The following is a 14,988-nucleotide window of genomic DNA, read 5'->3' on the forward strand; positions in this document are numbered from 1 at the left end:
TATTTTGCGGGGCATTGCCGGGGTTCCCAGAAAGTCTTTAGACTTTTTGGGGTGTAAAAGATAACCGCAGAGCTTGCCGAGCTTTGCCGTTATCTCTTACGAGATAAATCCGAACGTTGTATTCCTAAAAGTTTTTTAGGAATCCGGCCTTATAAATTCTAAAGTTTATAAGACCGGCATTGTAAATTTTGAATTTACAATGCAGTTAAAAGATTGCTCCGGAAAAAACTTTTGGAGCAACAAAACGGAGGTCACCGCAAAACCATAATTTTGCGGTGTATCAAAAAAAGGAGTAAAAATGAAAAGAAGAAGCTTTCTTAAAGGAGCTCTCGGAATCGGAGCACTGAGTGTCGCTTCTTCAACACTGAGTTTTGCCAAGTCCGCTCAGCCGGAATATGACAACGGTGTAGTAAGAGGACACTCTCCTAAAAAAGAGATTCTTTACCGCAAAACCAAATATTGGGAAATTTATTACAAAAATGCCATTTAAGGAGTAAAAAATGAGCTCACTTGAAAAAATGAATCCAAAAGTGGGTAGAAGGGCCTTTTTAAAAATGGCAGCACTATCCGGAGTTGCAGGGGCTACAATGCTCAGCGCAGCACCGGCACTTAGAAATGCTACCGATGAAGAGATCAAAGACCCTTACCCGGGAAGTAAAAAAGTTAAAACAGTATGTACTACCTGTTCGGTAGGTTGCGGAATTATTGCAGAAGTTTATAACGGCGTGTGGGTAAGACAGGAAGTCGCTCAAGACCATCCAATCAGCCACGGAAGCCACTGCTGTAAAGGTATAGATTCAATCGATTATATAAGAACTGAAAAAAGGGTAAAACACCCTCTTAAAAAAGTAAACGGAAAATGGAAAAGAATAAGCTGGGAAGAAGCTATTAACGAAATTAGCGAAAAAATGCTTCAAATCAGAAAAGAAAGCGGACCGGATGCCGCAATGTTCCTCGGAAGTGCGAAAATGAGCACAGAGCAGGCATATTATTTCAGAAAATTTGCCGCAATGTGGGGAACTAACAATATAGATCACCAAGCGCGGATCTGACACAGCGCAACAGTCGCGGGGGTCGCGAATACATGGGGTTACGGCGCAATGACAAACCACCTTGGAGATATCCAAAATTCTAAAGCAATTATTATATTCGGTGCAAATCCTGCTGTTAACCATCCTGTCGGATTTAAACATATATTAAAAGCAAAAGAAAGAAACAATGCAGTTTTAATCGTGGTAGATCCTAGATATACCAAAACAGCTGCAAAAGCGGATATTTATGCAAGAATAAGACCTGGTACGGATATTCCTTTTATGTACGGTATGCTTCATCTGATCTTCAAAAACGGATGGCACGATCCTGATTACATCAAAAACAGAGTATTCGGAATGGATCATGTTATTAAAGAAGCCAAAAAATGGACACCTGAAAAAGTTGCCGACGTTACAGGAGTTCCTGCGGACTTAATTTATAAAATAGCAAAAGTTTATGCTACAAACAAACCTGGAACACTTCTTTGGGCAATGGGATTGACTCAGCACTCAATAGGTTCATCCAATACAAGAATGGCACCTATACTTCAGTTAGCACTTGGAAACATGGGTAAATTCGGAGGAGGATGTAATATTTTAAGAGGTCATGACAACGTACAGGGTGCAACTGACATGTGCTGTCTGTCACATACACTGCCTGGATATTACGGTTTAAGTGAAGGCAGCTGGAAATATTTTGCTCATAACTGGGGTGTTGATTTTAAATGGCTTCAAAACAGATTTGCCGCTAAAAAATGGATGCATACAAAAGGCTTCACATTGGCAAAATGGTGGCAGGGAGTATTACAGGAAGAAAAAATATACTCAACTTCACCGATAAGAGCTTTATGGGTACAGGGTAACGGTATTACTTCAATTTCTCAAACTGCAAAAGTACAACAGGCACTTGATAAACTTGATTTATTGGTAATTGCCGAACCTTTTGCAAACGAAGCTGCCGTTATTACCAACAAAAAAGACAATGTTTATATCCTTCCGACTGCCAGCCAGTTCGAATGTGAAGGAAGCGTAACCGCTACAAACAGGACGGCTCAATGGAGAAGCAAAGTAGTTGATCCTTTATATGAAAGTAAAACAGATGAAGACATTATGTTTACCTTCGCTAAGAAATTCGGCTTTTACGATGAATTCGTAAGAGGCATGATGATGGGCGTAAAAGACGGAAAAGCGGTTAAAGTTAAAAACAGCTTTAAATGGCCTGAAGACGCAACCAGAGAAATAGCAAGAATTATAAAAACCATAGGTCTTACCGGATGGACTCCTGAAAGACTTAAAAAACATCAGCAAAACTGGCATATGTTTGACGAAGTCACACTTAAAGGTATCGGACCAATGAAAGGCGAATACTACGGACTTCCATGGCCATGCTGGACTGAAACTCACAGCGGAAGCCCTGTACTGTACAACATTGATATCCCTGTAAGCGAAGGAGGTATGGGATTCAGAGCCAGATTCGGTACAGAATATAAAGGTGAAAACCTCTTAGCCGGACCTAGAGCGACAATCAAAGGAGCTAAAGTAAGAGGAGGATACCCTGAACTTACAAAAGAAAATATTGAAAAAGTTCTCGGAATTAAACTTTCACCTCATGAAAAAGCTATTATGGGTAAAAACTGGAAAGTGGATTTAAGCGGACTTATCGCAAAATACGCACTTAAAGCAGGCGTAGCGCCTTACGGTAACGCAAAAGCCAGAGCATACGTATGGACATTCCCTGATAAAATACCTCTACACAGAGAACCGCTCCATACACCAAGATATGATTTGGCTAAAAAATATCCGACTTATCCTGATAAAAAAGATCAGTATAGAGTTGATACAAAATTTGCATCAATTCAAAAAACAGACTGGGCAAAAGAGTTCCCTATCATTCTTACAACAGGCCGTCTTGTAATGTACAGCGGTGCCGGTCTCATCGAAAGAGAAAGCAAATACCTCTCAGCTCTTCAGCCTGATATGTTTGCAAGTATCAATCCGGAACTTGCTTATAAACACGGTATCAATGACGGGGATATGATATGGATTCATGCACCTGAAGGCACTAAAATAAAAGTAAAAGCAAGATTTACCTATGCAGTGTCACCGGACAGAATCTTCTTGCCGTTCCACTGGGCCGGAATTATGCAGGGCGTTGATATGAGTGCAAATTATCCGGAAGACACAAAACCGTATACAATAGGCGAATCAGCCAATACGGTGGCAAACTACGGATATGACATTGTTACCCAGATTCCTGAAACAAAAGCGGGCTTAGTCCGTATTGAAAAAGCGTAAGGAGTAGAAAATGTATGATTATGCAAGAATGAAATTTTACTGTGACGAAGACAGATGTATAGAATGTAACGCCTGCAGTGTAGCTTGTTCTGAAGCTCACGAACTGCCGGTAGGTATACACAGAAGAAAAGTTGTTACGCTTAACGAAGGAATCGAGGGTAAAGAATTTTCAACGTCAATAGCATGTATGCACTGTACCGACGCTCCATGTGCCCAGGTATGTCCGGTTGAGTGTTTTTATATCAGAGAAGACGGTATCGTACTTCATGATAAAGAAAAATGTATCGGATGCGGTTATTGTCTTTACGCCTGTCCTTTTGGTGCACCTCAGTTCCCGAGAGACGGTGCGTTCGGTATTAGAGGGGTAATGGATAAATGTACTATGTGTGCAGGAGGACCTGCTCCTACCAACTCAATAAAAGAATTTGAACTTTACGGACAAAACAGAATAGCAGAAGGAAAAGTTCCTATGTGCGCAGCAGTTTGTTCAACAAACGCATTATTAGTGGGAGATGCCGACAGCGTATCTACAATTATCAGAGAAAGAAACGCAGCAAAAGGTAAAGGCCCTATGACACCATACGGTTGGGATGTAGCCTATAAATAAGGATCTGTTATGAAAAAATTATTGCCTTTTATTGGCAGTCTGTTACTAGCTGGCGAAGTTCCTTTGGCAGAGCCTAATATGGCTCCTGCTAAAGACGGATTAATTTCCCCGCAAATGATAGAAGCCATCCCTAAATGGAATCATTACGGGGAATTATTCGTATATTTACAGACACATTGGATTAAAATGCTGTTTTTAATTATATTAATTGCAGTACCAACCGTATTTTTACTGCACTATTTAATAATAGGACCTAAAAAATTTTCTCATGAAGGAAGAAAATTTTTAGTTTTTCCGAGCTGGCAAAGAATAATTCACTGGATTGCAGCTTTAGGATTTATATTTTTAATTCCTACCGGAATATTAATAATATACGCCAAATTTTTTGGAGGAGGAAGTTTTGTAAGATTTGCAAGATACCTTCACGACATAGGTGCAGCACTTTTTGCCGTTGCTGTAATTCCTATGTTTTTAATGTGGCTCAAAGACATGCTTCCTAAAATCTGGGATATTAAATGGTTTATGATTTTAGGAGGATATCTAAGTAAAGAAAAAAAAGAAGTTCCGGCAAGCAAATTCAACGCCGGACAGAAAATGTGGTATTGGATTGCTACAATCGGAGGAATCGTTATGATTACGACTGGTCTTATGATGTATGTACAGGATTTTGATATAACCCTTCTTAAAAGCTTTAATTTATATCAAATCGATTTATTAAGACTTGCCGTCATAACTCATCTGTTTTTGGCGATGCTTATAATCGCATTTTTCATGACTCACCTTTATATGAGTGTTTTTGCGATCAAAGGTTCATTAGACAGTATGATTGACGGATGCAAAAGTGAAGATGAATTAAAATATCTTCATTCGGTGTTTTATAAAAAAATAATCAAAGAAGGCAAAGACAAAGAGTTAGCCGAAAAATGTTAGGGAGTTTTGTCTCCCTTTTTTATTTTTTAATTCGGATTTATTTTAAAATATGCAAAAAAAGCATAAAAAAATATGCAAATTTAACATAAAAGGCTTAAAATGAAAAAAACAGCTTTGATTTTAATACTTTCGATACTTTGCTTTGCAAAACAGCAGATTATAATATTTCACGCAGGCAGTTTAAGCGTGCCGTTTTCAGAAATGGCAAAGGCTTTTGAAAAAAAATACCCCCAATATGACGTCATAAGAGAAGCTGCTGGAAGCCGAGCATGTGCCAGGAAAATAACGGACCTTCACAAAAAAGCCGATATTATGGCAAGTGCGGATTACAAAGTAATTGACAACCTTTTAATGCCCAAATACGCCAAATTCAACGTGCTGTTCGCGACAAATGAAATGGTAATAGCTTATACACCTAAATCAAGATATGCAAACATCATAAATCAAAACAATTGGACCCAAATACTTCTAAAACCAGATGTAAAAGTCGGACACTCAAACCCTAATCTTGATCCGTGCGGATACAGAAGCGTACTTGTTGCCAAGCTAGCGGCAATTTATTACAAAAAACCCGATTTTTATAAAAATCTTTTAGGCTACGGAGATTTTTATAAAAACGGGGAAGAAAATCCAAAAATTATAGTCAGACCGAAAGAAACGGATCTTTTAGGACTTTTGGAAGCCGGAGCGTTTGATTATCTATTTATTTATAAATCAGTGGCTATTCAGCATCATTTAAAATTCATACAGCTTCCTCCCCAGATAAATCTGGGCAGTAAAAAATATACTAATTATTACAAACAGGTAAGTTTCAAAGTAACCGGCAAAAAACCGGGTACATTTATTGTAAAAAAAGGCGCCCCTATGGTTTACGGTATAACGATGGTGGAAAATTCAAAAGAAGGTCTGCCTCCAAACGAAAAAGGAGCAGAACTTTTCTTAAAATTTGTACTCTCACCTCAGGGAGAGGCCATAATGAAAAAAAACGGACAAGGAGTCATTAACCCTCCTGTAATTGAAGGTAAATGGGAATAAAATGAACAATAAACTGCTTGAAATAAAAGACCTGTTTTTAAAAAAAGGCAAATTTAAATTAAATATTCTCTCTTTGGATATTTACAAAAACGAATATTTTGTTCTGCTGGGGAAAACGGGCAGCGGAAAAACGCTGCTGCTTGAAAGTATCGCCGGATTTCAGACAATTGAAGGCGAAATTCTTTTCAAAGAAAAAGAGATCACAAACCTCCCTCCTGAAAAAAGAAATTTCGGCTTTTTATATCAGGATTTTGCATTGTTTCCCCACCTGAATGTAGAACAAAATATACGTTTTTCGGAAAAATATCATAAAAAAAACGAAGAACTTTTTAACGATCTTGTCTCTTTTTTGGAGCTCAAAAAAATACTTAAAAGAGACATAAAACACTTAAGCGGCGGTGAGAAACAAAGAACGGCGCTAGCAAGAGCGGTATACTCACAGCCTGAACTGTTACTTTTAGACGAACCTCTAAGCGCCGTCGATCCTACTATAAGAAACGAAATTATGAAGAACTTAAAAAAACTGCCGGGAAGATATAATCTCTCCGTCATTCACGTAACGCATAATTTCAGAGAAGCGTCATACCTGGCAGACAGACTGGGAATCATTCTAAAAGGCACACTTCTTCAGGCAGGAGACGCCAAAGAGGTTCTAAAAAACCCGAATTCAATTGAAGTGGCACAGTTTCTGGGATTTAAAAATCTTTTTGATATTGCGCTTCTTGGATTTGAAAACTCTCACAAATATTTTTCTATTGATCCAAACCAGATAACAATTTCAAAAGAGCCTCTAAACAGCGATTACTGTTTTGAAGGAATTATTGAAGAGATAATGGGAATAACAGACCATTACAAAATATTCGTAAATGTTCGAAAAAACCAGTTTTTTATTAAATCGCCTAAAAAAACATTTGAAAAATTAGGATTAAAAAAAGGTGACAAAATATATATTTGTTTCAATAAAAAAGATATAGTGTTTATATAGGGTGAAGGAAAAAGGATGAAGGAGGGAAAATGATGAAAAAAATTTTTATAATATTAGCCGCATGTTTAATGCTGTTTTTAACTTTGCCTTTACTGAAACTGATATTTGGGGTAAATGCTATTTCATATATTGAAGCCTTAAAAGACACAGAAGTTTTAAAATCTATTTTCCTTACTATGAAGGTCTCTTTCTTTGCAACTCTGTTTGTTTTATTTACCGGTCTGCCTCTTGCGTATATTATCGCAAGATACGATTTTTTCGCTAAAAGTCTGCTTGAGAGTATGATAGACATTCCGACAATGGTTCCGCATACGGCTGCAGGTATTGCTTTACTGATGACGTTCGGAGGAGAAAATATTCAAAATTTTTTAAGTAAACTAGGCCTGGGATTTATCGATTCGACAACCGGCATAATGGCTGCAATGATGTTTCTTTCGGCGCCATATTTAATAAATTCGGCAAAAGAAGGATTTAAAAACGTAGACGTAAAGCTTGAAAATATTTCCCGCTCTCTTGGAGCCGGGCCATTTGAAACCTTTATTAAAATAGTTATTCCTAACGCAAAAAAAGACATTATTAACGGAATGCTTATGATGTGGGCAAGAGGTCTTGGAGAATTCGGAGCTGTGGTAATAATCGCTTATCATCCGATGATTGCACCGGTACTTATTTATGACAGATTCGTAAATTTTGGACTCAATTATTCCGCTCCGGTGGCGGCGTTGATGATTATTTTTTCTGTTATTATTTTCTCAACAATCAGATGGCTTAACAACAGATTCGGCAATTGATTTTATTTCTTTGATAGTTTCTTCTTTTATTTTGTTTTTTATTACAAAATCCGGCTCTTTTTTTTTGTAAACTTTATCATAATACCTAATTAAAAGTATTTCGGCAACTTTCCTTAAATCTCCGTTTTTATAATATTCTTTAAGTTCTTCAAGCGTTTTTTTGGAAATATGTTTTTTTATTTTTTCCAGATTGCCGACAAATTCATTTTCATCAATATCGCCGTAATAACTCAAAATCCTCTCAATCCTGTCTTCCAAATCGGCTGTAATTTCTATATGTATTCCATCCTGCATCCTTTTATATAAAAGATTCGGCACAAAAAGATCTCCTATTTTATGTCCTTCCGCTTCGGTATAAATCATCTCTTCCGGATCGGTTTTATATAAAAAATCGGCTATTTCGTTTTCAAACTGTTTTTGGGAAGGCTGGTAACCTTTGCCTCCGAATACGCTTCCGTAATGATTTGCAAGTCCCTCAAGATCAAGGGAAGGTGTCAGATATTTCAGCAGTTCGCTTTTACCGCATCCGCTGTTTCCCCTTAAAACCACAAATTTTTTATGAGGAAAACTTTCCAGATAATTCACAACCCATTTTCTGTATGCTTTATATCCTCCCTCAAGCTTAAAAACCTGATAATCAAGCTGTGAAAGTATCGTGAACAGAGCGTTTGAACGCTGCCCTCCCCTCGCACAGTATACGCCTATTCTGCTTCCGGGTTTTGCATCGAAATCCTTAAGCTGCTTGGATATATTTTCAAGCATAAACCCGACACCCTCTTTTTTCGCCTGAAATTTGGATATGTTTTTATATATATTGCCTATATATGCATGCTGTTCGTTATTCAAAACATAAAAATTAATACTTCCCGGTATATGGGATTCGCTGTACTCCCTCGGACTTCTGGCGTCTAATATATAATCGAATTTTTTTTGTAGAAATTCTTCAACTTTAATTATTCTCATTTAACACCTCAACCTTGACACTTTTAAATCTTGCCGTTTTAACTTTATGGTCGTGTTCGTCTCCAAAAAGAGAATTTATACTGTTTTTTGCAAAATGAAAAGTCGTATAAAGCGTATAAGGTCTGACGGTATCTGTAAACTTAACTTTCAGCCTGCCGCTTTGTCCGTATTTTGATCTCAAAACGACATATTCGCCTATTTCATCTTTATGAACGCTGTTTACAAGAAGCAGATCATCATCATATTTTTTACTGAGTTTTTCGCTGATTTTGGTCTGTGCAGCATTGTTATACTGGGCGAGTTCCCTTCCGGTATTCAGATACCAGTATCGTCTGTTTTCCAGAATGTCTTTAATCTCTCCTCTGATATGACACGGATGATAATGAAAATGCCCTTTTCCGTCAGGCGTGCTGAATTTTTCCGTATGAAGAACCGGAGAGTCGCTTCCGTCTTTTTTTACAGGCCAGCAGAGAGGTTTTTTATCCAGCCTTTCATATGTTGCGCCTTCAAATCTTTTAACCTCTTTTTTAACATCTTCAAAAACTTCCTCGCTTGATTTATAATCAAACCCGGAATCTAATTTTTTTGCAAGTTCATTAATCACTTCCCAGTCATCAGGCATGCCGCTTCGGACCAAAGGTCTGCTTAAATGAAGTCTTCTTTCCGCATTTACGTAAACTCCAGTTTTTTCGTAAGCGCTTTTTACTCCGAAAACAATATCAGCAACTTCCGTTATTTCGTTTCTCATAACTTCCATAACCATTAAAAATTCTAAATTTTTAAAAGCTTTTTTTACTTTATTAAGATTAGGATGTACATGAAGGATATCTTCTCCCATATTTATAACCGCTTTTATTCTTCCGTCACTCATATGCTCTATCACGTCGGGAGTCATAAGCCCTATTTTTTCGGGAATGGTATAATCAGGCCCGTAATACGGCAGACACCCTACATCACATGCTCCCTGAACGTTATTTTGTCCCCTTAGCGGAAGCACTCCCGCCCCTTCGCCGAAATTGCCGCTAAGCATTGCAAGATTGCTGATAGCGTTTACTGCTTCGGTTCCGTCTATGTGTTCGGTAACACCCAGCCCCCATGCAAAAACAGTTTTATTTTTACTAATGAGTCTTGCAATTTCTTCTATCTGTCCGGAAATATGTTCAAACCCTTTAAGCTGCTCGAAAAACTCTTTGCTGTCCGGATGTTTTAATATGTTTTCTTTATATTCTTCAAATTTTACGCATCTGTTTTTTATAAAATCTTTATTGATAAGATCTTTTTCGATCATCTCCTTTGCTATGGCGTTTAAAAACAGAAGATTTGATTCAAAAGGCAGAATAACGCTGATATCGGCAAATTTCATAATAGGGATTTCCCTCACATCCGCCACTATAATTTTAGCGCCTCTTCTTTTTGCCTTAATTATTCTGCTGGCTACCATAGGATGTGCCTGCGTTGTATTTGAGCCGATTATAAATATTACGTCTGTTTTAAACAGTTCGTCAAACTCCACACTGCTCGCACCTTCTCCTATACTCATTTTAAGACCGCTGAGACTCGGAGAATGGCAGATTCTGGCACAGTTGTCCACATTTGGAGTTTTTAGTACGTTTCTTGCAAAATGCTGAAAAAGCCATGCGCTCTCTATACTCGTTCTCGCACCGCCTATTGCCGCAACGGAATTTGGCGAATATTTATTTAAAATATCTTTAATTTTCCATGCGGCGAGATCTGCGGCAAGTGTAAAAGGAGCTTCATAAAATTTTTCGTCGTATTCAGTTAAATTTGCAATTCTGACCGACAGTTCAAAAGGAAGAGTGTCTGCGTTTTTTTCGATAAATCTATAACTGACAAGGTGTCTGTCTATTCTTGCGTTTAAAAACTCATATCCGTATCTGCCTTTTATACAAAGCTCGCCTCCGCTTGATTTGCCGTTTTTCACAGGAGTGATTTTATTTATTTTATTATTAGCCACATCAGCGTCAATCTCACATCCGACACCGCAGTATGTACAGACACTTATCATTTTTCTCCTTTTTTATTCTTAACTAAATATATCTTATTTTGCCACTTTTTGCAATAATTTATCCTGAACATTTAACGGCAACATATTAAAAAGTTTAATTAAGTAATAAAATCTTTTCGGAAACGCATATTCTTTTTTTTCTTTTTCTATCGCATATACTATATTGTCTACTCCGCTTTGCAAATCCATTAAAAAAGGCATATAAAAATCATTTTTATCAGTCATATCCGTTTTAATGAATCCTGGCAGTATGTTTATTACTTTAATATTGTCTTTTTCAAGCATATTTCTAAGTGACTGCGCGTATGAATTAATAGCCCTTTTACTGGCACTGTAAGGCATTGAGCTTGGAGCCCCTACCAGTGAAGCGAGGGATGATATTAAAACTATTTTGCCTTTTTTTCTCTTTTGCATATCCGGTACAATTCCTTCAAGCAGCGCGTGAATGCTTAAAAAATTCACGTCAAACGTTTTTTTAAAATCCTCAAATGGTGTAAAATCGGGTGAATGCGGAAGGGATATCGCCGCGTTTGCTATTACTAAATCTATATTTTTCAGACTTTTTGCAAATTCTCTTACTTTATCCAAATCGGCAAGATTGAGATTTACAGGTTCTACGTTTTGTAAATTTTTTAAACGGTCCGTATTTCTTGCCACTGCATATATTTTATCGGCTTTTTTAAGATAACGGTTTAAAAGCTCCCTTCCGATACCCCTGCTCGCACCCGTTATAAGTATATTCATTAATATCCTTTTGTTAATATATCAGGATTTTTTCAATATAATTTCATAAAAAGGCGTATTATGTTTATTCTTTCAAAACTTTTCACTTATATTTTTCTTCCGCCCGGAATTTTTGTAATTATACTTTTTTTAGCCGGATTTTTTGCAAAAAAGGCAAAATATCTCTTTTTTTTATCCGCAGTGTTACTTTGGGCTCTCTCTACAAAGTTTATAGCAAACGCACTTTTATATCCGCTGGAACACGGATATAAACCGGACAGTATCACACCTTCGGCGGTTGTAGTGCTGGGAGGCGGAACAAACCCTGCCGATCCTGTAAAAGCCATGCCGGAAGCTTTTAAAAGAGAGGTTTACGGCCTGCTCATAGCAAAACAGGAAAATCTGCCTTTTATATTTACAGGAGGAGGGATATATAAAACAAAAGAAGCCCAAAACGTCAAAAAAGACATCGAACTTATAACAAAAACCTGCGGTTGCAGCATTAAAGCCTATTTTGAAGGAAAATCGTTAAATACATATCAAAATGCCAAATTTACATCTAAACTTTTTACAAGATTAAACCTTCCTAAAAAAATATATCTCGTAACAAGCGCATATCATATGAAAAGAGCCGAAATGCTGTTTAAACGTTTCGGATTTAAAATAATCCCAAAACCCGTAGGTTTTTATTATGACCCTGAATACAGTTTTTGGGATGTATTTCCAAATATGGGCAGTTTATATCGTTCATACAAAGCAATACATGAATATTTCGGTATTTTAAGTGTATATTTAAGAAAGATGTGATTTTGCAAATTTTTCGAATTCATCTTTCGGAAGAGGTTTGGCAAAATAATATCCCTGATAATATTCACATCCCAGAGATTTAAGTATTTCAAACTGCTTTCTTGTTTCAACCCCTTCGGCAATTGTTTCAAGATGCAGGTTTTCCGCCATATTCAAAATAGTCTGTACGTATATTTTCCCCTCTTCACTGTAAATTTCATCTACAAATGATTTATCTACTTTTAACACATCTATTTCAAATTCTCTTAAAAACGACAAAGAAGAATAACCGGTACCAAAATCGTCAAGGCTTATTTTTAAGCCGTAACGTCTGATTTCTTCAATTATTTTTTTTGCCTTTTCTCTTTCCTGAATAAAAACTGATTCCGTTATTTCCATTTCAAAAAGTTTTCTGTTGGTATCCTTAAAACACTTTTTTAAATCATTTAAAAAACTGTCGCTTCTGAACTGTACAGGTGAAACGTTAAAAGATATTCTGAGATTTTTAAGAGGAGTATTTTCCCACTCTTTTTGAGTTTTTACAACTTCCTGCATTACCCAGTTTCCAAGTTTAATAATAAAACCGCTTTTTTCCGCAATGGGAATAAAGTCCGCCGGCGAGATAACTTTTCCGTTACGGTTCCATCTTATTAACGCTTCACATCCTATAATTTTTTCGTTTATATCAAATTTACCTTGATAAAAGAGCTCAAATTCGTTATTTTCCAAAGCTTTGTTCATTGTCGTTTTGATTTCGATCTCTTTATTAACGTCTTGTTTTAATTTTTCGTCAAATATAACATATTTGTTTTTACCTCTATTTTTGGCCTCATACAGTGCGATATCGGCAAACTTCAAAAGTTCCTCCACGCTTTTTGCGGTTTTAGGAAATTCCGCCACACCCATACTGACCGTTGTAGAAATAGTTTGATTATGAATAGTCCAGGTTCTGTTTAAACTGTCTAGCAGCAAGTTAAGTCTTTTTAAAAGCTCTTCATTGTTTTTATACTCCTGAAAAACAATTACAAATTCATCTCCTCCTATTCTCGCAACTATTTCACCGTTTTTAATATGTTTTGCAAGTATGGCCGATATTTCTATAATTATTTCATCACCAACGGAATGTCCGAAAAAATCGTTAATATCTTTAAAATTGTCTATATCAATAAAAACAAGGGCAAATTTCTGATTTTCATTTATCAGTTTTATAAGATATTTATTAAGATAATTTCTGTTTTTGAGTCTTGTCAAAGGATCTGTAATGGCGCTTATTTTTAATTTTTCAATATATTCGTTTAAAGCGTTAAACGTTTCTGCCAAAGTTTCTTTAATATCGTTAAACTCATAAATTAAAAACTTCTCCGGTTTTGTTGTTCTTTTATCCGCGTACTGTTTAAGCTTTAAAAGAGGATTCACTATAACCAGTTTATAAACAGAACGCAGCACAAAAACAAAAAATATCAATACTAACACAAATAAAACTATATATTTTATTTTCAGATACGTAAACACTTTTTCAAGATAGTCTTTGCTTGGGAAAAGATAAAGTTTTAACGTTTTAAATTTATTGTTTTTATAATACTGAATTGTAATTACATAGGCCTTTTTATGCAGAAGTGTATTAAGGCCTATTTTATTTAAATTATACTGTATTTTCTCAGGCTGGGGAATTTTAAGACTCATATCTCCGCTTTTAAACAACACCCTGTCATCCGAAGTTGCAAGAATGAACCCGTCAAAAAAATCGCTGGTGCTTTTTCTGTCCAAAATAGGCTTTAAAATCATATAATCGGAATTATTATTCATAACTTTGCTGAAACTGTATGAAACGTTGTTTAAAGTCTGAAAAATGTCATTTGATATCACTTTTACGAGTTCTTTTTTCTGCTGAACGTAAATGTAATAAAACATTCCTAAAAATACAGTCATAACAAACAGATTGACAAGTATCAGAAAATTTTTAATTTTCATTTCAGCTCTTTATACGAAAGTTTTATTTTTTCAAGCAGTTTTTTAACATGAGCGTCCGGTTTTACTATCCAGACGATATTTTTTAAATCTGCTTTGAAATCGCTGTAACTGTATCCCGGAAGATACTCTTTAACAGCTTCATAAAACTCTTTTGGATTTTGTTTTAACACTTTTAACGCTTTTATGGTAAATTCTCTTATTTTAATAAACTGTTCTTTGTGTTTTTGTATATTTGCTGCATCGCTGAAAAGCGCGTCAATAACAATAAGAGAGCTTGAGTTTTTTGTCGAGTCTATAACTTTAAAGCCTTTTTTCTTAAGTTCCGCGTCATAAGGTGCGTATGTAACAATCAAAGTAGGCTTTGAATAGTTTTTTTTAGCGATCTGTCCCTGGTCAAGGTTATGAATATTAAACATGTTCTGTTTCAGATTTTTTTCTTTCAAAAAATATTTAAACAGCAGATAATTAACCGAATCCACTTCCATATATGCGTCTATTTTAGAATGTAACTTCCTGAAATCAAAATTTGACATAATCATATCAGCTCCGTTTGATCTGTCAAAAAGCATAATTGCGTATACATCTTCCCTGTTTAACAAAAAATATTCATACTGGGTTGCGGCCATCGCGTCTACAAAATTTTTCTTATAAAGATCAAGGCTTTCAGCAAGCGAAACGGTATTTATCAGTTTTATTTTTTCTTTTTTAAGCCAGCCTTTTTTATCGGCGTAAAACAGAGGCACGTAACCTATCCATGAATTTGCGGCTACTTTTAATTCTTTTTTTTCACTGCACGATACAAAAAACAGAGCTATAATTAATATAAAAAAAATCCTTTTCATCCC

General features: G+C 36.1%; 13 protein-coding genes. 8 read left to right on the forward strand and 5 right to left on the reverse strand.

The genetic code is table 11. The features are described from left to right. The first annotated feature begins 298 nt into the window (after window positions 1-298). From C3L23_RS06840 to C3L23_RS06875, 7 genes are all read left to right on the forward strand, one after another. Window positions 299-490, forward strand: coding sequence for a twin-arginine translocation signal domain-containing protein (locus C3L23_RS06840; protein ID WP_127681156.1), 192 nt, complete (start codon window positions 299-301; stop codon window positions 488-490). Between the two features lie 10 nt (window positions 491-500). Next, window positions 501-3,326: a molybdopterin-dependent oxidoreductase gene (locus C3L23_RS09655; protein WP_256385436.1), complete on the forward strand. Its 2,826-nt coding sequence runs from the start codon at window positions 501-503 to the stop codon at window positions 3,324-3,326. Between the two features lie 10 nt (window positions 3,327-3,336). Further along, window positions 3,337-3,933, forward strand: coding sequence for a formate dehydrogenase FDH3 subunit beta (fdh3B, locus tag C3L23_RS06855; protein ID WP_127681163.1), 597 nt, complete (start codon window positions 3,337-3,339; stop codon window positions 3,931-3,933). Between the two features lie 9 nt (window positions 3,934-3,942). Beyond that, window positions 3,943-4,863: a formate dehydrogenase subunit gamma gene (locus C3L23_RS06860; RefSeq protein WP_127681165.1), complete on the forward strand. Its 921-nt coding sequence runs from the start codon at window positions 3,943-3,945 to the stop codon at window positions 4,861-4,863. 99 nt (window positions 4,864-4,962) lie between these two features. Then, window positions 4,963-5,898: a tungstate ABC transporter substrate-binding protein WtpA gene (gene wtpA / locus C3L23_RS06865; RefSeq protein ID WP_127681167.1), complete on the forward strand. Its 936-nt coding sequence runs from the start codon at window positions 4,963-4,965 to the stop codon at window positions 5,896-5,898. 1 nt (window position 5,899) lies between these two features. Beyond that, complete coding sequence (locus C3L23_RS06870) at window positions 5,900-6,883, forward strand: ATP-binding cassette domain-containing protein (RefSeq protein WP_127681169.1); 984 nt, start codon at window positions 5,900-5,902, stop codon at window positions 6,881-6,883. A 29-nt stretch (window positions 6,884-6,912) separates the two neighbouring features. Beyond that, a complete protein-coding gene (locus C3L23_RS06875; RefSeq protein WP_246831056.1) occupies window positions 6,913-7,674 on the forward strand; it encodes an ABC transporter permease in 762 nt (253 codons plus the stop codon). Here the strand turns inward: C3L23_RS06875 and mnmH are convergent. The 3 genes from mnmH to C3L23_RS06890 are packed head-to-tail and all read right to left on the reverse strand — an operon-like array spanning window position 7,636 to window position 11,407. Then, the gene (gene mnmH / locus C3L23_RS06880; RefSeq protein ID WP_127681171.1) at window positions 7,636-8,637 is read right to left on the reverse strand and encodes a tRNA 2-selenouridine(34) synthase MnmH; all 1,002 of its coding nucleotides are present in this window, start codon (window positions 8,635-8,637) and stop codon (window positions 7,636-7,638) included. The genes C3L23_RS06875 and mnmH overlap by 39 nt on opposite strands. Then, window positions 8,624-10,663 carry a molybdopterin oxidoreductase family protein gene (locus C3L23_RS06885; protein WP_127681173.1) on the reverse strand — a complete coding sequence of 680 codons (2,040 nt, stop codon included), beginning with the start codon at window positions 10,661-10,663 and terminating at the stop codon, window positions 8,624-8,626. Before C3L23_RS06885 ends, mnmH begins: the two co-directional genes overlap by 14 nt. Window positions 10,664-10,696: 33 nt before the next feature. Further along, a complete protein-coding gene (locus tag C3L23_RS06890; protein WP_127681175.1) occupies window positions 10,697-11,407 on the reverse strand; it encodes an SDR family NAD(P)-dependent oxidoreductase in 711 nt (236 codons plus the stop codon). A 60-nt stretch (window positions 11,408-11,467) separates the two neighbouring features. Between C3L23_RS06890 and C3L23_RS06895 the strand changes: the two genes are divergently transcribed. After that, complete coding sequence (locus C3L23_RS06895; protein WP_127681177.1) at window positions 11,468-12,193, forward strand: YdcF family protein; 726 nt, start codon at window positions 11,468-11,470, stop codon at window positions 12,191-12,193. Here C3L23_RS06895 and C3L23_RS06900 read toward each other — a convergent pair. Both C3L23_RS06900 and C3L23_RS06905 read right to left on the reverse strand, forming a co-directional pair. Continuing rightward, the gene (locus C3L23_RS06900) at window positions 12,179-14,143 is read right to left on the reverse strand and encodes a bifunctional diguanylate cyclase/phosphodiesterase (RefSeq protein WP_127681179.1); all 1,965 of its coding nucleotides are present in this window, start codon (window positions 14,141-14,143) and stop codon (window positions 12,179-12,181) included. The genes C3L23_RS06895 and C3L23_RS06900 overlap by 15 nt on opposite strands. Further along, a complete protein-coding gene (locus C3L23_RS06905; protein ID WP_127681181.1) occupies window positions 14,140-14,985 on the reverse strand; it encodes a hypothetical protein in 846 nt (281 codons plus the stop codon). Before C3L23_RS06905 ends, C3L23_RS06900 begins: the two co-directional genes overlap by 4 nt. Window positions 14,986-14,988 lie beyond the last annotated feature (3 nt).

It is taken from the genome of Nautilia sp. PV-1, assembly GCF_004006315.1.
Lineage (GTDB): Bacteria > Campylobacterota > Campylobacteria > Campylobacterales > Nautiliaceae > Nautilia > Nautilia profundicola_A.